This is a genomic window from Flavobacterium hydatis, from assembly GCF_000737695.1.
Classification (GTDB): domain Bacteria; phylum Bacteroidota; class Bacteroidia; order Flavobacteriales; family Flavobacteriaceae; genus Flavobacterium; species Flavobacterium hydatis.
This window is the reverse complement of sequence record NZ_JPRM01000001.1, coordinates 50819-75183: the sequence shown is the minus strand read 5'-3', so window position 1 is coordinate 75183 and position 24365 is coordinate 50819. Positions and strand designations below refer to the sequence as shown.

Genomic DNA, 24365 nt, shown 5'->3' with positions numbered 1-24365 from the left:
AAATTTTGTTCGATTCAGAGTATAGATAATAAATAAGGCATATTAAAAACTGTCTTTTTAATATGCCTTATTTGTTTGTAAGATTATAAGTTTTGTTTCTTAGAAGATTGTGTATCCTAAAACAAAATCTATTGAGCTATATTTTGCAGAATAATCTAGATACTCGCGCATTAATTCTTTTTTGGTATTTAATCTTGCTTCTACGCTAAATTTATTTTTGAAGTTATACCCCAAACCGAAAGCAAAATTACCTCCTGAATAACTGTTGTATTCTTTTGTGCTTTTATTTGTTACATCGGTGTAAGTAATATCTGTTTTACTTCCTGCATCAAATGCATAAGCTACGTTTATAAAAATTTTGGAGGTTTGATTTAAAAACATATAATGTCTTATTCCGATAGGGATTTGTACAGAAGTGTATTTTACTTTTGCATTATGAGGAGTTTCAGGGCTTATTATAAATCCACTAGGAACATTATATGTTTTTTCATCCTGGTAGGTTTGATACGCAGGATTTATAAAAATACTCCATTTGTTTTTGTTGTATGGGAGGATATACTCAGCCTCGGCACCAAACTTGAAGTTAATTTTATTATCAAGGTCTACGTTCTCGCGAGCAACGTAATCATTTTTAATAGATAATGATGCAATGCTTACGCTAGGTGTTATTTTGACTGAGAAATGACCTTTATTTACTTGCTTTTTTTTCTCCACATCAGCAAGATTAGGCTGAGCGTTATTGTATTTTGTGAAATACTTGGTAAGATCGGATTTGTTGTAACTAAGTTTTATAATATCTTTTTCAGTTGTGTTTTCTGTTTTTACATTTTGAAACAATTGTTGTTTGTATTCATTGTTTTCGGCTAGTTTTGTTGGAGCATCGTTACCATCAATCTGATAATATTTTATATAAATAAGTTGTCCTACAGGGATCGTTTTTGTTTCGTAGAAATATCTATTAAGGTTTTGATCGGTATAGCTATATAGTGTAGCATCTCCTTTTATAAGTACTTTTAAGAAAATTACTTCTTCTTTAAAAACAGGGTTTCTATCAGCTAATAACTTATTTGGTTCGTCACTTGTGCGATCTATTTTTATTTTAAATCTTTTAAATGTGGTTTCATTATCGATTCCAAACTCTTGGACATTTCTGATATTCTCAACTTTAAAGTCGTTGTCGCCAAAGTTTGTTTTGTATTTAAAATCTGTTGGATTGTTTTTCCAGTCTATGTTTTTGATAAAACATTCTATGCGGTTTCCATTATTTAAAATATAATATCCTTTTTCGAAAGATATTTGAGCATAAGAAAAAGTGAAGCAGAAAAATAATAGAATTGTAATTAATAGTGGTTTTTTCATGGTAATTTGTTAATTTCTTGCGAAAGTAGCTATTTTAAATTGCATATTCTGATTTATATTATAAATGCGCAATTAAAACATAAATTGTTTATCTAGGTATAGTCTTCATTGTTTAAATCCAACGGTTAATATTTTATAGGACAGAAATGAAAAATCTTTTACAACATGAGCGTTTTATAGTATTTACTCCTAATGGAATTAATTATATTTGTAAAAATTATTTTAAAAGAAATGAAAAATTTTATTGAAGAAGTAACTTGGAGAGGAATGCTTCACGACGTTATGCCAGGTACTGAAGAACATTTGATGGAACAAATGAGAGTGGCATATGTGGGAATTGATCCAACTGCGGATTCATTACATATAGGGCACTTGGTTAGTGTAATGCTATTAAGACATTTTCAGTTATCAGGGCACAAACCATTAGCGTTAGTTGGTGGGGCAACAGGTATGATTGGTGATCCATCAGGAAAATCGAATGAAAGAAATTTACTTGACGAAACAACTTTACGTCATAACCAAGAAGCTATAAAAGGGCAGTTGTCTCGATTTTTAGACTTTACTTCAGACGCTGCTAATGCTGCTGAATTGGTGAATAATTATGATTGGATGAAAGAATTTTCATTCCTTGATTTTATTCGTGATGTGGGTAAACATATTACAGTAAACTATATGATGGCGAAAGATTCTGTAAAGAAAAGATTGACATCTGAAGCTGCCGAAGGTATGTCGTTTACAGAGTTTACATATCAGTTAGTTCAAGGATATGACTTTTTGCACTTGTATAAAAACAAAAAATGTACCCTACAAATGGGGGGAAGTGACCAATGGGGGAATATCACCACGGGAACGGAATTGGTAAGAAGAATGGAAAGCGGAAAAGCTTATGCTTTAACTTGCCCGTTAATTACAAAAGCTGACGGAACAAAATTCGGAAAATCAGAAGGTGGAAATATCTGGCTGGATGCAGCAAGAACATCTCCATACAAGTTTTACCAATATTGGTTAAACACATCAGATGTTGATGCTGAAAAATATATCAAAATTTTCACTTTCTTATCAAAAGAAGAAATTGAATCTTTGACAATAGAACATAGAGAAACACCACATTTGCGTATTTTGCAAAAAAGATTAGCTGAAGAAATTACTGTAATGGTACACTCTGCTGCGGATTTAGAAAATGCAATTAAAGCTTCGGGCATCTTATTCGGAAATTCTACTTCAGATGATTTAAAGCAATTAGATGAAGCGACTTTCTTAGATGTTTTTGATGGTGTGCCTCAAGCAGAAATTGCAAAAGCTGACCTTGAAAGCGGATTAGAGATTATAAGCGTTCTGAATGAAAAAACAGGATTCTTTAAATCAAATGGAGAAGCAAGACGTGCTCTTACAGCTAATTCTATTTCGGTTAACCGAGAAAAAATAACAGAAGAATTTGTTCTTTCTAATAAAGATTTAATCAATAATCAATTTGTATTATTACAAAGCGGAAAGAAAAATTATTTTGTGATAAGAGTGGTTTAATCGTAAGTTTCGGTTAACCGATTTAACAAATAAACAAATCAACTTTTTTACAAAACCATTAGGTTACAACCTCTAATATCAGAGTTATCAAAACGTCCCAATACCTCGAAAGAGTTGTTGGGATATTTTTTTCCCAAATCTTGCGTAGCGATAAAGGAGCATGAATTAATATTAGCCAAGTCGATTACGTTTATACCACCAGTTTTTCCTTCTTTTACATAAGTTAAAGCATCTTCGGTATCACGAATAAGTACTTGAATCCATGAAGGACATTCGAATATTCCTTCTCCTAAAGAATAAGCTTGCGATAATAATTCGGTCATACCATACTCAGAATGAATTGCCGATACTCCAAAACCTTCACATAATTCTTTATGTAATTCTTCGCGAATCATTTCTTTGCGTTTGCCTTTCATTCCGCCAGTTTCCATTATGATGGTATTTTGCAGTTTAAAGGAGTTTTTTTCGATTAAATCTAATAAAGCGTATGTTACACCAATTAAGATAGTATTTTGTCCTGACTGGTCTAATTCGATTAGTTTTTGGGTAAGTTCTTCGTGGTTGTGTAAATAAAACCCGCTTTCTGGACGATTTGATAATTTAATTAAATCTTCGACCATGTATATTAAAGAAGATCCGTCACGTTCTAAATAAGAAGGTAAAAGTGCTAGTACAACATAATCTTCGATATTGCCGTAAAACTCAGAAAATCCTTTGCGATAACTTTCTTCATACAAAGAAACATCAGTAACAATATGCCTGCTAGTAATCATTCCTGTTGTACCGCTACTAGTAAAAGTAACTTGCGCAGGATTAGGATTTGAAACTACATTATGGCTCTTAAAGAACTGGATTGGTAAGAAAGGAATTTGCGTAAGAGATTTTACTTTTTGCGGATCTGTTTTAAGATAATCACAGAATGTTCGATATACTACGTTGTTTTCATATTGAAAGCGAAACACTTTCAATGCTATTTTTTCAAATTGCTTGTGATTGGAAATCGTAAATATATCGGTTGTTGTAATCAAGATCTTTTTTTTGCAAAGGTAATTTATTTAAAAGAAAAAGCTCCAAAATTACTTTGGAGCTTTTTTATGTTTTTATTTTGAAAATTTACCTGACAATTAACTTTCTAGTTGCAGTTGCGTTCTCTTCATTTATTTTTATGATATAAACCCCTGGAGAAAGATTAGAAACATTAAGTTCTTTTGAACTTAATTGTGTTTGTAGGACTTTTTTCCCCAGTACGTCAAAAATGGTTATCTCTTTTTCTAAATCATTTTTAGACGAAATGTATACTTTACCATTACTCACAGGGTTTGGGTACAAACTTAAGCCCTCTATAACAGTGCCGTCTTGCGGTTTTGGCAGTTGTTTACTGTCTTGTGCCGAGACACTTACAGTAAAGAAAAAAGCCAATAAGAATGTAATATAAAAGTAGTTTTTTGCCATCACTTAAATTTAGTATTAGTAAATATACAAAAAAGTTTTCAAAAACTACGCCAAAAAAAAACATCCTATAATTTTAGGATGTTTTTAACATTTATAAGTGTATTTTCTTGATTAGAAACCTACTGACCAACCTGTTGCCCATGTTGGTTGTGCGATACCGCTTCCAGCTCCTGTAGCAGCAGCAGATTCAGTAGCAACAGCACTAACATCAGCAGCAGTTCCGTCTGTTTTCTTTCCTTTAGTTTTAGCAGCTATATCAGAGATATAGTTTACGTTAGATACTTTTAAAGCTGTTCCAACAAAAGCAATAGTTTCGTCGTTTTCAACATCAATACCAGTTTTCCATCCGCTTAAAACAACATTTGAGATAAGACCTTTAGTTCCTCTTCTTAATTTGATAGCTTGGTTTTCTGTGTAAGTAGTTGCATCAGCAGCACTTCCAGGTCCAACAAGAGTCATGTTTGTAATAGTAGGGTTAGCGATTGGAGTATTAGCAAAACCTAATTCAAAGTTATCAGCTTCAATACCTCTATTTCCTTTTCCGAAATTTAATTTTCCGTACCAGTTAGTGTTTGTTCCATTCCATCCTTCAGTCCAGTCAAACTGATCGTCTTCGTTACCGATAGCGATTAAGTTTGTAGTGTTTACAGAACCTCCGAAGAATTCAAATCCATCATCAGCACCGTGAAAAGCTTGTACGTTTTCAACAACTGTACCCGAACCAACTCCAAAGAAAGAAAGTCCGTTAAATTCTTTTTCAGTGTTAAAAGCAGCTCCAGCATATTCAATTCTTAAAAATTTGATAGAACCTGAATTGTCATTAGATACAGTTCCACCGTAAGTTAAATCAGCAACTTCAGATTGAGCTGTACTTGCTCCACCACTAACGCGGTTAATTGGAGCTTTACCACAAATGACCAATCCTCCCCAGTCTCCAGCAGCTTTAGTCGCTAAACCACTTGTCATAACAACTGGTTTTGCAGCAGTACCATTTACATTAATTTTTCCTCCTTGAGCAATTGCTATATAAGCAGATGTTCCACCTGTACCTTGGATAACAGTTCCTGCAGGGATAGTTAAAGTAGCTCCACTGTTTACTTGTATTTTTCCAGTTAATTTGTACACTGTACCAGCATCAAGTACTACTTCTCCGTCGCTAATAATTCCTTTAAAGTTGTTTGCATCTACAACAAATGTTGAAGTTGGTTTGCTGTCTTTATTATTGTCATCACTAGAACAGCTTGTAAGTAAGCTAGTTGATAAAGCAATAATTCCAAATAGTTTTACAATTGATTTTTTCATGGTTGTTTTGATAATTTTTTTGTTTAATATCTTATTGCAAAGATGAATTAGAAATCTTTTACGGATGTTATGTAAGTGTGATTGTTAGTTTAATAAAAGCCTATGTTAAGATTAACTTAATGTTACTTACTTGTTAACTAAAGTTTTGATTTATAGGGAGTAATTGTTAATGGGCTGTTTGCGTGTGTTGTTTAAATGAAAAAAGGATCAACAATTTAATGTTGATCCTTTTCTTATTTTGTATTGGGTGTATTTTAGAAAGTATAATTAAGTTTGAAGCTTAATCCTAATCCTTTTTTGTATGATAAAACATTTACATCTCCAGAGCTGTTTTCCTGAACTCTATTAATTGTAGGATCTAGAATGTTTTTTACAACAAGATCTAATCCTAAATTTTTATTCAGCTTAGTTTTTGCGATAAAGTCTAATGAACCAAATGCTTTGTCTACTAAATCACCTCTACCGTTTGTTCCGATAGCATTTATTCTGTCTGAAAAATAAGAGTATGCAATAGTCGTGTTTAAACTTTTTTCTTTATTGCTCCATTCTGTCAAATAAGAAAGGTCGGCATTTAAAAGCAAATCAGAAGCTCCGGTAAATTGACTCTTTTTATTTGTAAAGTCAACTTGGTAATCTGTTTCGTTGTTAACTTTATCAGAATTTAATTCTTGATTACTATATAAGTAAGATGCATTAATACCAGCAGTAAGTTTTTTTGAATCGTTAAAGCTAAAAATCTGTTTACGGTATTCAACTTCACCTCCAGCAACGTATCCGTAATCTCCTGTATTAATATATGAGATATCATTTGAAGAAGATGCAATTGTAACTTCATTCATTGGGTTAAGGATGTATTTACCAAAAGCTGTAAACGAAATTAACTCATCGCTTTTAGGGAACATTTCCCATTTCAAGTCTAAGTTGTAATCATCTGATTCGTATAAATATGGGTTACCTACTTTTACTTGTAAAACTTCTTCGTAAACAAATAATGCTCTTTCTTTAAACTGAGGTAAAGTATATGTTTTACTAAATCCTAAACGAAGATTTTGTTTTTCATTCAACTCATATTTCATTGTTAAGCTTGGTAAAAAAGCTAATTTTTCTAATTTATCACTTCCAACATCTCCTAATTGAGTATCCCAGTTAACATCTTGAACTACTGATTCTAAACGAAGACCTAAAACAGCTGTTAATTTAGGGTTGAATTTGTATTCTGTATTAATAAAACCACCGTAGATAGTTTGTTTTCCATCGTAAGTTTGAGGATCTAAAGAGTTAGCAACTTGTGAATTTCCTCTAAAAGTAGAAATATTAAAGTATCCATTGTTTAAGTTGTCATTGTTGTAAAACAAATCTAAATTGTTTGGATCTACAATGAAGTTTCTGTAACCATCATTCGATTGAAAGTTAAATTGAGTAGCTTCAAAATTTCTGTTTTTAATTCTTCCAGATGCTCCTAAAGTGAATTTTCCTTTAAATTCATCATCACTAGTTTTATTAAACTTATAATCTATAGAAACATTTGCAGCTAATTCATTTTCTTTCAGTTTTTGAAAATATCTGTTATTTTCTGGTCTAGAAATAGTAGATAATACATACCCGGTTGGCTCGTTTCTAAAAGTGTTTTGAACTCTGTCTGGCATTGATCCGTCTACAAGATTGTATGAAACTCCCCAGTTTAATTTTGATCTGTCTGTTAGTTTGTGATCTCCTAATAATTGATTTACCCAAAGACTGTTTTTTTCGTAATTAAAACGACGAATTAAACCATTTCCGTTATTAGCGATATCTACAATGTAACCGTAATACTCTTCTTTAGATTGAGTAGAGGTGTTGATGTAAAGTGTATTGAAGTTGATTTTATTGTTAGCGTTAACTTTGTATCCTACATTTAATAAACCAGTAGAGTTCGTTTGGTAGCTCATATCTGTGTAAGAATAGAAATCTTTATATGCTACACCAGCTCCATTTACACTTCCTTTTGCAGTACCGTTTTTAACAGCATTATATTCATTACCAAAATTAGCTGTGGCAAAAAAGCTTAATTTTCCTTGTTCACCTACGTTGAAAGATTTTCCTCCAGAAAGACCAATTGATCCTGCAAAAGGAGCTTTTCCGTCCATTTGTAAAGTGTTGTAATTGTATTGAGTAAGTGGATTATTAGGAATTGACGGGTTTGAAAAACCAAAACTATTAATACCTCTTTGTAATTTAAAATCATCTTGAGTTATTGCGTTTGTGTTAACATTTGATCCCATTTCGATTTTAAAATAACCATTACCTTTGTAATCTTTAGATGCGATATCTACGTTTCCTCCAGCAAAATCTCCATATAATTTACTACTGTAAACTTTATCAACAGATACATATTCAACAATATCAGTAGAGAAAATATCTAAATTAATGTTTTTCTTCTCTGGATCATTTGATGGTATTGGTAAGCCATTCATGGTTGTAGAGTTGTAACGGTCCCCTAAACCTCTTACAAATATATTACCAGTTCCTTCTTGTTTTGTAATACCAGTAGTTTTGGTAACAGCAGTTGCTACATCGCTAACCCCTTTACGTGAAAGTTCTTGAGCCCCAATAGATTGTTTTATTTCTACCGCATTTTTTTGTTCTAAAAGTAAAGCAGATTCTTTTTGTTTGCTTACAGATGAAGCTTTTACTACAACATCTTTTAGTGTATAACTCCCCGAAGATAACGTTTGGTTAACAGTTGTAGTTTCATTCGATTTAACAATTACTGGAACTTCTACAGTTTCATACCCCAAGAAACTATAAATTACAGTATAGCTACCAGGAGCTATGCTTATTGTATATTTACCATCGATGTCGGTATTTGCACTGTTGTTTGTTCCTTTAATAAGGATATTTGCAAATGGTAGTGCTTCATTATTAGTTTGTTTGTCTGTTAAAACCCCAGAAATTGTACCTTTGGTCTGAGCCATAGAAACAGCACAAATAAATAATGTAATAAATAGAAATTTTAAGTTGAATTTCATTTTCGTTTGTTGTTTGTTTATTTTTTTGCAAATAAAAGACGGCTTTGTAAAGTTCGTGTTAGCTACTTGTTATTGTTTTGTCTCTAATATATTATGAAATTGTTATGAGATTAAATTACGGTTAACACTACTTTTTAACAGTCGATTTATTATTATCTTTACACTCGCAACTACAATCATTGAATATTATATAGTATAAGTATCAATGAGATAACCCAATTTTTGCTATTTTATGAAAAAAACACAAACTAAGATTTTACTAGTAGATGATGAACCGGATATTTTAGAAATTGTTGGATATAACCTTTCTCAAGAAGGGTATCAAATAATTACAGCCTCAAACGGAAAAGATGCAATTGCAAAAGCACAAAAGGAATTGCCAGATCTTATAATAATGGATGTTATGATGGCCGAAATGGATGGTATGGAAGCTTGTGAACACATCCGAAAAATACCCGAATTAAATAATGTTATCATTACTTTCCTAACAGCAAGAAGCGAAGATTACTCGCAAGTAGCTGGTTTTGATGCTGGAGCTGATGATTATATCACTAAACCTATTAAACCAAAATTATTGGTAAGTAAGGTAAAAGCATTATTAAGACGTTTAAAAGAGCAAGAAGTTAGTAGCGATACATTAAATGTAGGTGGAATCGAAATTAACCGTGAAGAATATAAAATCGTAAAAGATAATATAGAGATTGCTTTACCTAGAAAAGAATTCGAATTATTCTATTTATTAGCTTCAAAACCAGGAAAAGTATTCAAACGTGATGAAATACTTGATAAAGTTTGGGGTAATGAAGTAGTTGTAGGAGGAAGAACGATTGACGTGCACATTCGAAAATTAAGAGAAAAAATAGGCGAAGATTTATTCAAAACCATCAAAGGAGTAGGTTACAAATTCGAGGTTTAAAATAAAGATTACCAACCAAAAGCATAATGCAAAGAAATCAGAATTATCTTTGTAGAAAGCTATCAATGAATTAAATGAAAATAAGTTTTAAAAAAACCTATAAGTTTGCTGTAAAGTCAGCACTATATATAAGTCTCTTTTCTACAGGATTCGTAATAATCCTGATTTTATTATTTTTCAAAAATAAAACAGAACATTTATTACCATTTAGCCTTGTTTTTCTTGTATCTGTGTATGCGTTCTCATTTATGGTTTTACAATACCGTGTAGAACGTTTTATTTACCGCAGAGTAAAGAAAATCTACGATGAGGTTTCGTTACTGGAATCCAGTACACTTATCAACCAGCCGATAACTACCGACATGGAAACGCTTTCGCGTGAAGTCAAAAAATTTGCTACCGATAAAAAGTTAGAAATTGAAATGCTCGAAATTCGTGAAGAATACCGTCGTGAATTTCTAGGTAATGTTTCGCACGAACTTAAAACACCATTATTTACAGTTCAAGGTTATATTTCGACTTTATTAGATGGAGCAATGGAAGACAAAACCATCAGAAAAAAATATCTTAAACGTGCCGAAAAAGGAGTAGAGCGATTAATTTATATTGTCGAAGATTTAGACATGATTACTAAATTAGAAACGGGCGATTTAAATTTGATTATTACCGATTTTGATATCATCGAACTTATCCAGAATGTTTTTGATTTATTGGAAATGAAAGCCGATAAAAAGAAGATAAAATTAACATACGAGAAAAAATTCCTTCAGCCAATTTTAGTTAAAGGAGATAAAGACAGAATCCAACAGATACTAGAGAATTTGATTGTGAACTCTATCAAATACGGTAAACAAGGCGGAACTACAGAGGTAGGAGTTGTAAATCTTACAAAGAAAAAAGTACTTATTCGTATTAGCGATAACGGAGAAGGTGTTGAAAAACAAAATATACCAAGGCTTTTTGAGCGTTTTTATAGAGTAGATAAAAGTGGAGCACGATCTGAGGGTGGTTCTGGTTTAGGTCTTGCTATTGTAAAACATATTATCGAAGCTCATAAAGAAAAAGTGTACGTAGAGAGTGAGTTTGGAATAGGTTCGGAGTTTTCGTTTACCCTAGAAAAAGCTCATAAAAGCACTAATGTCGAGGTTAAATAATTGTAATTAAAATACTTTAAATAAAGGAGTAATCATCCCGTTTTAACATGCATTTAAAGTTGTAGATTACCTCTTAATATTAAATTCTTATTATGATAACATCTTGGTAACGTTATGTTAACCTTGATGATTGAATTTTGCACCCTGAACGAGGAGTTTAAAAAAGTAAGATGAGAAAAGTTTTAGTAGTAGCTTTATCTTTAATGGCAGGGTTAACCTATGCACAGGAAGGAAAAGTAAATAAGGATGAGATTAAGAAAGAGGTAGTTCGAATTTTAGACTCTATAAATAAGGCAAAAGAAATTGCAACTATAGCAGAACCAAAGTTGGAACCTGTTCATAAAAATGAAGAAAAGGAACACTGGTACGAAAAAATTTCTTTGCGAGGTTATGCACAAATAAGATATAACGGATTGTTGTCTACAAATGATAAGGTTTCATGCGAGCAGTGTGATAGATCATGGGGAACAACATCTACAGAGCCAGATGCAAAATCTAATAATGGATTTTTTATCAGACGTGCTCGATTGGTATTTTCGGGACAAATTCACCCGAACGTATTTTTTTACTTCCAACCCGATTTTGCAAGTTCACCAAGTACAGGAATCAACAACTTTGTTCAGGTTAGAGATATATACTTCGATGTTTCATTTGATCCTAAGAGAGAATATCGTGTTCGTGTAGGACAAAGTAAAATTCCTTATGGTTTTGAAAACATGCAATCTAGTTCTGTAAGACTTGCCTTAGATAGAAATGATGCGATGAATAGTGCTATATTAAATGAGCGTGATTTAGGAGTGTTTTTTTATTGGGCACCAAGCAAAATAAGAGAACGTTTTGAAATGTTAGTTAAAGATGGTTACAAAGGATCAGGTGATTATGGTGTTTTTGCTTTTGGAGTTTACAACGGACAAATTGCTAATAAATTAGATAGCAACAGAGATTTAAATGTTGTAGCGAGAGTAACTTATCCTTTTGTAGTAGGAAGCCAGATTATTGAACCAGGAATCCAAGCTTATTCAGGAAAATGGGCATTTACAACCGAGGTTTCATCGGGAGTAGCAATAGATAATAAGCAATATGTAAAAGATCAGAGAGTAGGTGCAACATTTGTATTATATCCTAGACCTTTCGGAATTCAAACGGAGTATAATATTGGTAAAGGACCTCGTTATAATAAAGAAACAAATAGTATCGATGTAACAAACATAAATGGTGGTTATGTTTTACTAAATTATAAACTGGATTTAGGAAAACAATTATTATATCCTTTTGCAAAATTCCAATATTATGATGGAGGAAAGAAATATGAAAAGGATGCCAGAAGTTATGTGGTTAGAGATTATGAAATAGGAATAGAATGGCAACCTCTAAAAGCACTAGAACTTACAGCAGAATATGTTATCGCCGATAGAACTTTTGAAGATAGTGTATTGCCTAATAATCGCCAACAAGGTAATTTGTTGAGATTACAAGCTCAATTTAATTTCTAAAAAAAAATAGAAACATATAAATGGAGTTTGTTATTTTTCGAAAACGGAAAATAATGAACTCCATTTTGCTTTCTTCTTATATTGAGGCAATCCTTTATATTCTTTAATCTTTGCAATATCCTCAATCTTAAAATCATCTTGTAGTGCATAAGGCACAAGACCTTCTTCTTGTAATTTCTCAGCAAGATATAATTGCTCATATTGCCCGGGAGTAGGTATAAAAAAAGCTTTTTTCTCTAGTTTTACTAAATCCATAACGGTCGTATAACCCGAGCGACATAAGATTTGTTCACTTTCGTTAAAAGTTTGTTCTAGCTGACGCGTATTCATGAAATTGTAATACGTAACATTCCCAACGATTTCCTTTTTTTGATCTTTTTCGACAATACCTTTTACAAAAACTACTTTTCCGTCGTAGCGAAGAGTTTCGTGCTTTAATTTCTCTTCAAGGTAACCACGCTGAGGTTCTGGTCCAGATAAGATAACCATTAAATCATATACTTTAGGCGTTTCTTTCTTGCGCATTCTGCTCATTGGACCTATGTACCTTAACTTGATTTTTTTAGTTTTTAAATGACCTAAATCTCCAGTTAAATTTGGACTCTTTTTCATGTCGGGAACCCAACACTCAGTATATTTTTTTATAAAATATTGATGACATTTACTCGTAAACCAAGTAGTATTACCTGTCATAACATTTAGTTGATGCGTTATAAAAACCGAAGGTATTTTGTCGCTGTAAACTCCCAAACGATTATCAGAAATGATACCGTCGATACCATATTTTTTTATCCAGGATTTTACCATTTTTTTTTCGTCTAAAATAGCTTCAATCATCTTAGGACAATTTTTGATTAATTTCCATTTAAAGTTTTTACCATTCTTGGCATATTCTATTTGATAAGAAGGTAATTCTAGTGTTTGGATATATGGGAACTCTTTTCGTAATAGCTCTAAAGCAATACCATCAGAGGCAATTATTGGGATGTAATTATTTTCCTGTAATGCTTTAATTATCGGGATGCATCTTGTGGCGTGACCTAAACCCCAATTTAATGGAGCAATTAAAATAGTTTTATTGGTTGAATCTAAATTCATATAGAATTGGGTTATGTTAAGTTAACCCTGCGAAAGTTACAAATAGTAAGTGTTTTCCTTATTTATAAATGATTACTAAAATATTAAATTATTATTTTAGTAAAAACAAAAAGGTTAGACGTTATAAAATGTCTAACCTTTTTAAGTGTATCAAGAAAAAGTTTAATCTTGAATATAAGTTTTATTTCCGTTAGAATTAATGTAGTATTTACCACCTCTTGGCCCCGTATATACTTTTTTACCATTATATTCTCCAGTAACTTTATCAGCTACTTTAGGAGCTTTTTCATTAGTTTCTTTAACTGTTTTTGTAGCAGTCTTAGCAGTAGATTTTGTTGTTGCTTTAGTATCAGCTTTAGCTTTATCTACTTTGTCAGTAGCGGTTTTTGTGTCAGCTTTAGCTTTAGTTACTTTTTTAGTAGCGTCATCAGTTGCAGTTTTAGCATCCGTTTTTGCTTTAGTAGCTTTTTTAGTAGTTGACTCTTCTGCTTTAGTAGTTTTTGCTTTGGCATCAGCTTTAGTTTTAGCAGCTTTATCATCTACACTTTTAGTAGCAGATGCTTTTTCTTTAGTTGCCTTTTTTTCTGTAGCAGTTTTTGCGTCAGTAGCTTTTGTAGTAGCAGCTTTTGCTTCCTTGGTAGCTTTTGCTTTCGTAGTTTTAACGGCAGTTTCTTGTGCATAAAAATTGCTAGAGAAAACTAACATAAAACAAAGTAATAATAATTTTTTCATGATTTTTAGTGTTAAAGTTTATAATAAAATTAATCAATTTATTGTAATGTTTTTTTAAATGTATCAAAAATAAGCTCTTAACTGAACATTTCCGGTATGAATAGTTGGCCCAGTTTCTCCCTTTCTTCCTTGATAGTTTACATTAACATCCAGAAATTGTGTAATATTTTTTTGTAATAGCAATCTCCATACCAAATTTTGTCCTGTTTGTAAACCTTCTAACATTTGAAAACCTACAGATGAAAATTCATTTCCTGTAAATTTATTCTTGTAAAATGAAAATTCACCATTTAATGTGATTTTTTTATCGCCTGCATAAGAAAAAGATGTTCCGAGTCGGGTTTGTTCTAAAGTTTCTTCATCGCCAATCTGGTTATCCTTGTTCTGAATTTCATAAAAGAAATCCAAACTAGTGCTTTTAGAAAATAAATAACTAATCTTTGGAGCAAGCTGATAACCTTTTAGTTTATAGTTTTTTTCGGGGAAACTTTCAGAGATAAGATCGGTTTGAATAGTTTTTGTAAAAAATCCGAAGAGCCAACTTTTATCATACAAATGAGAATACTGCAATTGATGTGAACTGTTTCTAGCCTGTTGCGATCCTATAGTAAGTAAGTTTGTACTCTTGTTTTGTAAGTAAGTATAAGTTGTAGAATGTTTTTGTTTACCACGATTATAAAATAAACTGTTTCTGAAACTAGAATTTAATCCCAAAACATTTTCATCAGAGGAATTAAAAGGATTGAGTTCAAAACGGTCGCCATTACTTTTTACTTTTCTATCTAATATAAAAGAGGTTTGGTTATAAAAATAAGAGATTACCTTTTTTATTCCCGTTTCATTAAGCCATTGGTTTGGATTTAAGGTTACCGATTGGGAGAATTTATTCTGATTTGTTTTAATATAAACCCGATTTGGTAAAAATATTCTAATATATTTTGCCTGATCAATAAATGCAGCTACTTCAAATTCTTGTAATTCCTGGATTCCGTTGTTGTTATAATCATTCCAGGTATATACACCTTGTCCTGCAGGAACTTCTACATAAGTGTAATCTTGTTGTGGCATTGTTCCTGAACTGGTTTCGTAAGCTATAGTAGTTTGAATAAATTGATTGAAAAAACGATCATTATAAAGAATCCTAGAATTTAATGATGGTTCTCTTTTTTTAGTAACATCTTCAAAATTCAATACCCTGTAACTTGCATATACAGATAAATCACTTTTGGCAGTTTGTATTAATTTAGATCTTAAATAATAAGTCTGTGAGTTGTTTACACGTTGTAATAATCCGTTTTGTAAACTATCATTACTTCGTTTTAAAAAACCTAATTCAACAAAAACTTTAGTACTATCACCACGACCTACAAATAAACCGTATTCATTAAATCTTTGGCTTAAAGCCGAAAACTGATTGGTTTGTTTATTCTTTTCTTGATTATCCTCAAGTTGTACCGTACCTCCAACCCAGTTTTTGCCAAAATGGTAACGAGCTTGAGTTTGGTTTCTTAAAAACTTAGATGTCGATATTGTACTGCTACTATTTAATAAGCTTCCTTGGTTTTGAATAAGCCAGTCTTTTAATTTAAAAAGACCATTAATAGTATGTCGGCTTCCAGAATAGTTTTCGCTAAAGTCTAAATTCTCAAATTGATAAGTAACCAATCCTATATCAGAAGATTTTTTTTGAGGAAATAAATCGAAGTTTAATCCAGAAATCAATAAACTCTGATTTCCAAATCGATTAGCAGGAAGATTCCAATCCCGATCAAACTCGATGTTATAAAGACGTTCTACCGATTTAAAATCTTGCTGAATAAATTGATAATTTACAAATGCATCCAGATTCCAACTTCTGGAAAACAAACGTTGTTTAGCATTTATTTTGGTCGCAATTCCTTTGTTGTTTCCATCTTGCAGATTCGAGAATAAGTTTGCATCATTATTACTAACACCTACCTCAAAATCAAAAGTTGTTTTTTCAGTTGGGTTATATTTACCCAAAAAAGTAGCGACTTGTACTTTTGTCGGAGCAACAAGTTTAATGATTGGAGCATAATTCCCTTGCGGAATGCCATTTATAGGTGCAATATATTCATAAATACGATCAATAGTATTGACATTCTTAATGATGTAATTGCCAGATTTTGCACCAATTAAATTGAATCTTACATTGTATAACTCTTCTTTAGAATCGTTGGAGAATTCGTAAATTTCCTCACCATTTACAATTATTTTTCTGTAAAGAATTTTATTGTCAGAATAAGTATCAACATAAGCAGATGGGGCAATCATAGCATTTGTATCATCTCCTGCATTACTTAATATTTCTACCTGTTCCTTAGTTAAATTTTGTTGTAGAGGTTGGTTTTTTAAATCATTCTCGGAGTATAGATATCCTCCAAAGCTCCATTTTTTACTTTCATGAGTGACACCAGCATAGGTTACAAATCGGGTATAATTTTGATTTGTATATTGATATTCCACACTTATACGCATTTCTGAAGTAATGGTAAAAAGAGAAGTAAAAGTGATTTCACCTGCATTATAATCGATAGTATAATCTTTGTTTTCCCCTCGTTTTAATAAAACGCCATTTACATATACTCTCTCAGAGCCCGAAATTACTAATATGTATAACTCCCCGTTCTGACCAGTTAATTTATAAGGACCTTGATTTCCTTCCTTTCCTGTAATGTTACTTTTGGCATATTGACCTCTTACCAGTGCAGCCGAAGCAAATACATTGGTTTTATTATCTTCATCACCAAAATTAAAATTAACGGCAAGACCCTGAACTTTTTTATCGAAATTAAGGAATTGTGTTTTTTTGTTCTCAAGGAAAATATCTCCTGCTCGTATTGCCCAATCATTGCTAAAGAGCTCTATGAATATATTATCGAATTGATCTAGTTTTTGGGAGTAACCACCATCTTGTAGCGGAATATTGTTGTCTTGTAATGAAGCACGAAGACTTACTTTTTCTGAAATTTTTCCTGTAATCTGTAAATCAAGATTAGAGTTTAAAACTGCATTTTGATTGTTACCAATAGTAATTCCTCTAGTAATACTTCCGGAGGTGTTCAAACCGTCAAAAGGAGTTACAGTTTTGGTTGTTTTAGGTTGTATCTGATATAAAGATTCTGTGGTTGTACCATTACTTACGATTCGGTTAGAATCATAAATTTTATATTCCTTGGTTAAAAAATCGGGGAACTTTAAATACTCAACTGTTAGAGAATCAGTATTCGAAATCATTTTCTCATTTAAGAGTAATGTACCATTTTGGAAATTTACTTTATAGAAACTACTATCAATAGGTTGTTTATTGTTGTCGTATAATTGAAAAAAACTCGAATTAATACTAACATTTTCAAGATGAATAGTATCTCGGGTAATACCAATTTTTTTGGTTTTATAGTGCGAGTTTATTTCCTGGGCTTGAAGTCCAGAACAAAAAATAATTACAGCCCAAAAGAGTAATTTTTTTAACATAAATACTTTAACTCCAAAACGTCAAAAGTAGTATTTAATAATTAAACTTATAAGAGGAAGAAATTTATAAAAAAGTAAAAAGGCTTCACTTTTTTGGTGAAGCCTTAAGAGGATTTGATAACGTATTAATTTATTTAGAAATAGAATGTTTGTTCATCCCATTTTATTTTGAAGGAGGAAATTTGCTACCATACAATATTCCCACATGTATAAAAAGGGCTGATATAAAGGCATATAATAAAGTTATATACATTTTTATGTCTTTGCGATGTTGATATATAGTACTCCAGCTAAAATCTTTATCGTTAAAAAAATGAGCACAAAAAAATAGTATTGTTGTCACAAAAAATAAAAAAATAAACTGACGTATGCCTATTTTGCGTATTTTTTCAAAAATTTTCATTTATTCTAGTGTAAAGGTTAATGATGCATCTTTAGGTATTTCTAATATAGAATTAATAAATTTAATTTTTTCTACATCTAATTCTAAACGTTCCTCAGGAAATACTTGTAGTTTTAGATTTGAAGAACAATCAATTGCAGCCCAAACTGCAGCAGTAGCTCCTCCTCCAATAGCACCTGCAGTAGCCCCAAATACAGCTCCTCCAACTGCACCAGTTGCAGTTCCGATTCCTGGTAATGTTAACGTACCACCTGCTGCGCCAGTTTTTGCACCCGTTATAGCTCCACCTATAGCTCCGGTTGCGATACCTCTTGCTATGTTTTTTCCTTGACTTCCCATGCAATTCCAAAAACCTGTACTTCTAGAATGGAGTGTGTTTTCTTTATATAAAATTGGGTAAATTTTAGCAGTTGTTTCTTCAATAACATCAAAAATAAGATTTACTTCTTGTTTAAAAGCAGAAGTAAATGAAGTTTTATCAAGAAATTTTCTTTTAGAATCAAGTAAGTTCAAAATATCTTTATCGTAGCAATTAGCTAAATCTTGATAGAACGTTAGCATAAATATTGCTTCTTTTGTATTGTAATGTGGGGCTAAAGTAATTTTGAATTCTATTTGTTCCAGAAACTTTATTTGTTTAGAATGCGATTGCTCCTTTGTAATGAAGTATTTAGATATTTCATTTTCTATAGATGTTTTACTACTTAATTTTTCATCAAGTTTAGATATGTTTCTTGTTGCATCTAGTCTAATTTCAGAATAATTTGTTTGCTCGATTAAGTTATTCTCAAAAGTACTGTCTTTACTATCACATGAATAAAACAATTTGATTAGCAAGACTATTACCAAAGTAAATTTTAATTTTTTCATAATTCATACTTTAATGGTTAATAAAGAAGTTGCCTATCTGACAAATATATGAGTGAATTTAAATTAGTCTTATGCAGAAACTGGTTGTTTTTAGTCGATTTTTGGGTATTCAGAAGAGATTAGTTTCACCCTATTTTTTCATGATTTTATTTAAAAGCGATTTTTAACAAGGCTTTATGAGTATATTTTAATAAAACTGACCTCTATTATCTTACAAGTAAAACTGATTTTTATGAATGTTATCGTAGGAAATAAGCTAAAGCAGTTGCGTAAAAGTAAGGATATGTCGCAAGAGCAATTAGCAGATTGTTTGCGTATATCTCAGTCTGCCTATGCTAGGATAGAAAGAGGAGAAGGTACTTCTTGGGCAAGTTACGCTAATAAAATATGTGAGTTTTTTCAAATAACTCCAGGAGAATTGGTAACAAAAGATATAGGACAGAATAAAGAAACTACAAATAATTTAAATGAAGCTTTTATAATAAATAAATTGTCGGATAAAATCGTAGAACAATACGAAGCACGAATTAAAGAGCTGAAAAAAACAATTAAAGATTTAAAAAGAAAACAGAAACCATAAAGAAAGGCTTCACCGAAAAAGTGAAGCCTTTCTTTATATTGAATTTTGTAATTAACTCTTTCTTAAAGAAAACTAATTAGATTCCTTAGTTACTATTTGCATAGTTTCGCGGCTTACTTGTTTTAGTAAAACGACTTTGTTTTCTTCAACCGTTTCGGCAGCTTTATCATCAAAATGGCGAATAGTATATAAAGTTACATTCTCGCTGAAATCAACTTTGAATTTTTTAGAAAGAATAGCATTCAAATCATTGAAATTTTCAAATTTATCCTCTACACAAACAGAAAAGCTAATCGCTGAGTTTTGAATTAAATTCACCTTAATTTTAAATTCATGGAATAAAGCAAAAATCTCGCTGATGTTTTCTTCCATGATAAAAGAAAAATCTATCGATGAAAGAGAAATCAAAAGTTGGTTTCTTTTTACAATAAAACAAGGCAAATAAGGTTCTAAATCGACACCTTTAGAAACACTTGTTCCTTTTAATAATGGGTTTATAAATGACTTTACATACAACGGAATTTCTTTTTTCTGTAAAGGTTGTAATGTTTTAGGGTGAATAACTGTTGCTCCGTAAAAAGCTAATTCGATAGCTTCACGATATGAAATTTGGTTAAGCAAACTTGCATTTTCAAAATAACGAGGGTCAGCATTCATTACCCCAGGAACATCTTTCCAGATAGTAACACTTTCGGCATTTAAACAATATGCAAAAATTGCAGCAGTATAATCTGAACCTTCACGACCTAAAGTAGTAGTAAAGTTATTTTCATCGGCACCTAAAAATCCCTGTGTAATGTTTAGCATTTTTCGCTTTACATTACTGCCAATGTTTTTCTGAGTTAATTCCCAATCAACTTCAGCATCTCTGTAATTAGCATTAGTTTTTATAAAGTTACGTACATCAATCCATTGTGTTTGGATGCCCATAAAATTCATGAAATGACTTAAGATAGTAGTCGAAATTAATTCTCCAAAACTTACAATTTGGTCATAAACAAAGTTATAATTAGGAGATTTGTTATGAGCAAGAAAATATTCTAACTCCGAAAATAATGCACTTACAGCTGTAAAAACCTCATGTTTTTCATTCTCGAATAAATCTAATAATATCTGATTATGGTACTTTTTTACTTCTTGAACAGATGAACTTAACTCCGATGATTTTTCAAAATAATTCTTTATTACAACCTCAAGAGCGTTTGTGGTTTTTCCCATAGCCGAAACCACAAGCAATACATCTTCATAACCTACTTTTTGTAAAACGTCATATACGTTTTTAATCCCTTCAGCATCTTTCACTGAGGCACCACCAAATTTGAATACTCTCATTATTATTTATTATATCTTAATTATATATTGTGTCTTAATTTTTATTTTTCTCTAAAAAAGTGTCAACTCCGGCTTCATCCATTTGTACAACACGCCATTCTTCGATAATTTTAGCGCCAGAATTTTCATAGAATTTTACTGCGGGAGTATTCCAATCAAGTACATTCCATTCAACCCTTCTTACTTTATCTCTTTTTGCCTGCTTCATTATTTCGGAATATAAAGCAAATCCTAAACCAGTTCCACGCATTTTATCTTTTACAATTAAATCCTCCAGATGTATCGTTTTGCCTTTCCAGGTCGAGAATCGATAATAGTACAAGGCAATTCCAACTATTTCGGCATCTACCTCGGCTACAAATACATGAAAAAGAGGGTTTTCTCCAAAGCCATCGCGAACTAAATCGCTTTCAGTAACCAAAACTGCGTCTGGTTCTTTTTCGAATATGGCCAGTTCCTGAATCAAGCCTAAAACAGCTTTCATGTCTTCAGGGTTTCCTTTTCTAATATTCATAAATTCTTATTATTAATGTATTTATATCTAAAATAATGGTTTTTTTGAACTCAATTATTACTTTTGGTTAACAAATATACAATACGGACAAACTAACTAAATAATTTTTAAACCAATTTCACAAAAAAGGCGATATTTGTGACTTCAAAAAAAATCTACAACGATATAGTATAATGGAAGAACGCAATAAAACACTAGGAGAGTTTATTATTGAGAACCAAAAAGCATTTCAGTATTCGTCGGGGGAGCTTTCCCGAATTATCAACTCTATACGATTGGCAGCCAAAGTTGTTAATTATAAAGTAAACAAAGCTGGTTTGGTCGACATCGTTGGTGCGGCTGGTGAGCAAAACATACAAGGAGAAGATCAGCAAAAACTAGATGTGTATGCAAATGAGGTTTTTATTCAAACCTTAATTAATCGTGAGATTGTTTGCGGAATCGCATCAGAAGAAAATGATGATTTTATTACTGTTCAAGGAAGCGATAACAGTCATAATAATAAATATGTAGTTTTGATGGATCCTCTTGATGGATCTTCTAATATTGATGTAAATGTTTCTGTAGGAACTATTTTTTCGGTTTATAGAAGAATTACACCAATAGGAACACCAGTTACACTCGAAGATTTTTTACAACCAGGAGTTAATCAAGTAGCAGCAGGATATGTAATTTACGGAACTTCTACAATGTTGGTTTACACAACAGGTCATGGTGTAAACGGATTTACACTGAATCCAGCAATTGGAACATTCTATTTGTCACATCCAAATATGAAATATTCAAAAGATGGACATATTTATTCTGTAAATGAAGGAAACTATGTTCATTTCCCACAAGGAGTAAAAGATTATATTAAATATTGCCAACACGAAGAAGATGATAGACCTTATACTTCGAGATATATAGGAAGTTTAGTTTCAGATTTTCATCGAAATATGATTAAAGGCGGAATTTATTTATACCCAACAAGTAGTAAAGCACCAAAAGGAAAACTACGTTTATTATACGAATGTAACCCAATGGCATTTGTTGCAGAGCAAGCAGGAGGAAAAGCATCTGATGGTTTTAATAGAATCATGGAAATTAATCCAACCGAATTACACCAACGCGTTCCGTTCTTTTGCGGAAGCTATAATATGGTCGAAAAAGCAGAAGAGTTTATGCTTAAGGCAAAGTAATAAAAATAAAACCCGACTAGTAATAGTCGGGTTTTTGTTTTTTAGTAACAGTTTAGTTTTCAGTCTCAGTTTTTAGTACCAGTTAGAAAACTGAATCATGCGACTGTAGACTTTTTAAATATTAGTCTCAGTTTTTAGTACCAGTTAGTAAACTGAATACTGCGACTGTAAACTTTTTTAGTAACAGTTTCAGTTTTTTGTACAAGCTAGAAAACTGAATACTGCGACTGAATACTGAATACTTTCTATTTATTCATATTTTGCATTTCGAAAGTAAAAGTATCTAAATCTACTTTTTTATCTACTAATGAAAGTGCTTTTGCAATAATGTAATTTACGTTTCCAGGAGTAAATCCTAGTGCTAGTCCAAGTCTTCTTAACATAATTTCTTGGCTGTCTCCCATGTGGTGATCTACGTGTACCATACGAGCCAAATCGTATAAACGCTCTAAACGTTGAGAATACAAATAAGGCGCATTTATAGGGTGCTTTAATGGATCTGCAAGAATTTCTTTATACTCTTCGTCCGAAATTTCTAATCTAGAAGCTAGCTTGTCTAAAAAAGCTTTTTCTTCTTGATTTGTTTTTCCGTCTGCAAGAGCTACGCGAACAATAGCCGAAAAATGACCTTTATTTCTTAGTTTAAATTCGCTATCAAATAAATCTGAAAATGACATAATTAATTGGTTTTTTGTATCACAAAGATAAATCTATTTTTAAATTATTAATTTTAATTTTCTCATAATTTTTATAATTCAGGAAACTGCAATTTTAACTTATTTTTATTTAATGATTTTAGAATAGCAATCTACCATTTTCAAAATTAATCGTAAGTTTACACACCCTTTATCAATTTTAAATTAAAATACCCATGTCAGATTTTTGGATTTATTTTCAAATAGGATTAAAACACGTTCTAGATATTCATGCTTACGACCACGTAATGTTTCTAATGGCTTTAACCATTCCTTATGCATTTAAGGATTGGAAAAGAATTTTGCTTCTTGTAACTATTTTTACAGTTGGGCATACATTAGCATTGTTACTTTCGGTTTACGGAATCGTTACTATTAAAGTAAATATTATCGAATTTTTAATTCCGATAACTATTTTAATAACAGCCTTTTTTAATTTTTTTACAGCAGGAAAATCATCCAAGACAGAGAGTATTAATGTGGTGTTTTTTATAACACTTTTCTTTGGAATAATTCATGGTTTAGGATTCTCTAATTATTTTAAAACAATATTAGGAGGAAGTCCATCATCAAAGTTATTACCATTAGGAGAATTTGCGCTAGGGATTGAGGCAGCTCAAATTATTGTGGTTTTTGTAGTTTTAATACTCTCATATATAGTACAAACTATTTTTCGTTTTTCAAAACGTGACTGGACTTTAACGATGTCGGCATTTATAATAGGTGTTGTAATCCCGATGGTTGTTGAGAGCGAAATATGGAACAGATAAAAAATGGAAAAGAAAAAGTTAAATAGATACGACAAAGCCTATTTGCGAATAGCAAAAGAATGGAGCTTGTTGTCGTATTGCAAGCGCAAGCAAGTTGGTGCAATTATCGTAAAAGACCGTATGATTATTTCAGATGGTTACAACGGAACGCCAACTGGATTTGAGAATTGCTGCGAGGACGAAGACGGATTAACGCGCTGGGATGTTTTGCATGCCGAGGCAAATGCTATTTTAAAGGTAGCACGATCTACACAATCTTGCGAAGGAGCAACGTTATATATAACACTTTCTCCATGCAAAGAATGTAGTAAATTAATTCATCAATCGGGGATAAAAAGAGTTGTTTACCAAACCGGATATCGTGATGATGCAGGTATACAATTCTTAATAAAAGCAGGAGTAGAGGTAGAACATATTCCTGTTTTAGAAGAAGAATAAAGCTACAGAAATTTCAAGATACACGGTTACTTATGAAGAATGGCAATAG

General features: G+C 31.7%; 20 protein-coding genes. 8 read left to right on the top strand and 12 right to left on the bottom strand.

The annotated features are described in order from the left end of the window. Nucleotides 1–99 precede the first annotated feature (99 nt). Nucleotides 100–1359 carry an outer membrane beta-barrel protein gene (locus IW20_RS00330; RefSeq protein WP_051885480.1) on the bottom strand — a complete coding sequence of 420 codons (1260 nt, stop codon included), beginning with the start codon at nt 1357–1359 and terminating at the stop codon, nt 100–102. A gap of 231 nt (nt 1360–1590) precedes the next feature. On the opposite strand from IW20_RS00330, the gene tyrS reads away from it, so the two are divergent. Then, nucleotides 1591–2883, top strand: coding sequence for a tyrosine--tRNA ligase (gene tyrS / locus IW20_RS00325; protein WP_035617771.1), 1293 nt, complete (start codon nt 1591–1593; stop codon nt 2881–2883). 47 nt (nt 2884–2930) lie between these two features. Here the strand turns inward: tyrS and IW20_RS00320 are convergent, their stop codons facing one another. The 4 genes from IW20_RS00320 to IW20_RS00305 all read right to left on the bottom strand — a co-directional run bounded on the left by IW20_RS00320 (nt 2931) and on the right by IW20_RS00305 (nt 8645). Next, complete coding sequence (locus tag IW20_RS00320) at nt 2931–3911, bottom strand: LuxE/PaaK family acyltransferase (protein WP_035617339.1); 981 nt, start codon at nt 3909–3911, stop codon at nt 2931–2933. Between the two features lie 85 nt (nt 3912–3996). Next, entirely contained in the window at nt 3997–4335 is a 339-nt protein-coding gene (locus IW20_RS00315; protein ID WP_035617338.1) for a T9SS type A sorting domain-containing protein, read from the bottom strand. Between the two features lie 111 nt (nt 4336–4446). Beyond that, nucleotides 4447–5637, bottom strand: a complete 1191-nt coding sequence (locus IW20_RS00310; RefSeq protein WP_035617336.1) for a hypothetical protein — start codon at nt 5635–5637, stop codon at nt 4447–4449. Nucleotides 5638–5891: 254 nt separating this feature from the next. Continuing rightward, complete coding sequence (locus IW20_RS00305) at nt 5892–8645, bottom strand: TonB-dependent receptor (RefSeq protein ID WP_035617333.1); 2754 nt, start codon at nt 8643–8645, stop codon at nt 5892–5894. Between the two features lie 232 nt (nt 8646–8877). Between IW20_RS00305 and IW20_RS00300 the strand changes: the two genes are divergently transcribed. The 3 genes from IW20_RS00300 to IW20_RS00290 all read left to right on the top strand — a co-directional run bounded on the left by IW20_RS00300 (nt 8878) and on the right by IW20_RS00290 (nt 12208). Continuing rightward, entirely contained in the window at nt 8878–9561 is a 684-nt protein-coding gene (locus IW20_RS00300; protein WP_035617332.1) for a response regulator transcription factor, read from the top strand. Nucleotides 9562–9635: 74 nt separating this feature from the next. Continuing rightward, nucleotides 9636–10715 carry a sensor histidine kinase gene (locus IW20_RS00295; protein ID WP_035617331.1) on the top strand — a complete coding sequence of 360 codons (1080 nt, stop codon included), beginning with the start codon at nt 9636–9638 and terminating at the stop codon, nt 10713–10715. 170 nt (nt 10716–10885) lie between these two features. Next, nucleotides 10886–12208 carry a porin gene (locus IW20_RS00290; RefSeq protein WP_035617329.1) on the top strand — a complete coding sequence of 441 codons (1323 nt, stop codon included), beginning with the start codon at nt 10886–10888 and terminating at the stop codon, nt 12206–12208. Between the two features lie 30 nt (nt 12209–12238). Here the strand turns inward: IW20_RS00290 and IW20_RS00285 are convergent, their stop codons facing one another. The 4 genes from IW20_RS00285 to IW20_RS25990 all read right to left on the bottom strand — a co-directional run bounded on the left by IW20_RS00285 (nt 12239) and on the right by IW20_RS25990 (nt 18806). Next, nucleotides 12239–13306, bottom strand: a complete 1068-nt coding sequence (locus IW20_RS00285) for a glycosyltransferase (protein ID WP_035617327.1) — start codon at nt 13304–13306, stop codon at nt 12239–12241. Nucleotides 13307–13468: 162 nt separating this feature from the next. After that, the gene (locus IW20_RS00280; RefSeq protein WP_035617319.1) at nt 13469–14038 is read right to left on the bottom strand and encodes a hypothetical protein; all 570 of its coding nucleotides are present in this window, start codon (nt 14036–14038) and stop codon (nt 13469–13471) included. A gap of 63 nt (nt 14039–14101) precedes the next feature. Beyond that, the gene (locus tag IW20_RS00275; RefSeq protein WP_035617317.1) at nt 14102–17533 is read right to left on the bottom strand and encodes a hypothetical protein; all 3432 of its coding nucleotides are present in this window, start codon (nt 17531–17533) and stop codon (nt 14102–14104) included. A gap of 403 nt (nt 17534–17936) precedes the next feature. After that, a complete protein-coding gene (locus tag IW20_RS25990; RefSeq protein ID WP_035617312.1) occupies nt 17937–18806 on the bottom strand; it encodes a bacteriocin class II family protein in 870 nt (289 codons plus the stop codon). Nucleotides 18807–19038: 232 nt separating this feature from the next. Between IW20_RS25990 and IW20_RS00260 the strand changes: the two genes are divergently transcribed. Beyond that, the gene (locus IW20_RS00260; RefSeq protein WP_035617310.1) at nt 19039–19386 is read left to right on the top strand and encodes a helix-turn-helix transcriptional regulator; all 348 of its coding nucleotides are present in this window, start codon (nt 19039–19041) and stop codon (nt 19384–19386) included. 72 nt (nt 19387–19458) lie between these two features. Here the strand turns inward: IW20_RS00260 and IW20_RS00255 are convergent, their stop codons facing one another. Both IW20_RS00255 and IW20_RS00250 read right to left on the bottom strand, forming a co-directional pair. Beyond that, a complete protein-coding gene (locus IW20_RS00255; RefSeq protein WP_035617308.1) occupies nt 19459–20718 on the bottom strand; it encodes an aspartate kinase in 1260 nt (419 codons plus the stop codon). A 34-nt stretch (nt 20719–20752) separates the two neighbouring features. Further along, entirely contained in the window at nt 20753–21232 is a 480-nt protein-coding gene (locus IW20_RS00250; protein WP_035617306.1) for a GNAT family N-acetyltransferase, read from the bottom strand. A gap of 173 nt (nt 21233–21405) precedes the next feature. Between IW20_RS00250 and fbp the strand changes: the two genes are divergently transcribed. Next, nucleotides 21406–22413: a class 1 fructose-bisphosphatase gene (fbp, locus tag IW20_RS00245; RefSeq protein ID WP_035617304.1), complete on the top strand. Its 1008-nt coding sequence runs from the start codon at nt 21406–21408 to the stop codon at nt 22411–22413. 245 nt (nt 22414–22658) lie between these two features. On the opposite strand, the gene IW20_RS00240 is transcribed toward fbp, so the two are convergent. Beyond that, complete coding sequence (locus tag IW20_RS00240; RefSeq protein ID WP_035617301.1) at nt 22659–23090, bottom strand: TerB family tellurite resistance protein; 432 nt, start codon at nt 23088–23090, stop codon at nt 22659–22661. 194 nt (nt 23091–23284) lie between these two features. Here IW20_RS00240 and IW20_RS00235 point away from each other — a divergent pair, with 194 nt between their 5' ends. Together IW20_RS00235 and IW20_RS00230 are read left to right on the top strand one after the other, a co-directional pair. Beyond that, nucleotides 23285–23878, top strand: coding sequence for a HupE/UreJ family protein (locus IW20_RS00235; RefSeq protein ID WP_035617298.1), 594 nt, complete (start codon nt 23285–23287; stop codon nt 23876–23878). A gap of 3 nt (nt 23879–23881) precedes the next feature. Next, nucleotides 23882–24316, top strand: a complete 435-nt coding sequence (locus tag IW20_RS00230; RefSeq protein WP_035617296.1) for a deoxycytidylate deaminase — start codon at nt 23882–23884, stop codon at nt 24314–24316. Nucleotides 24317–24365 lie beyond the last annotated feature (49 nt).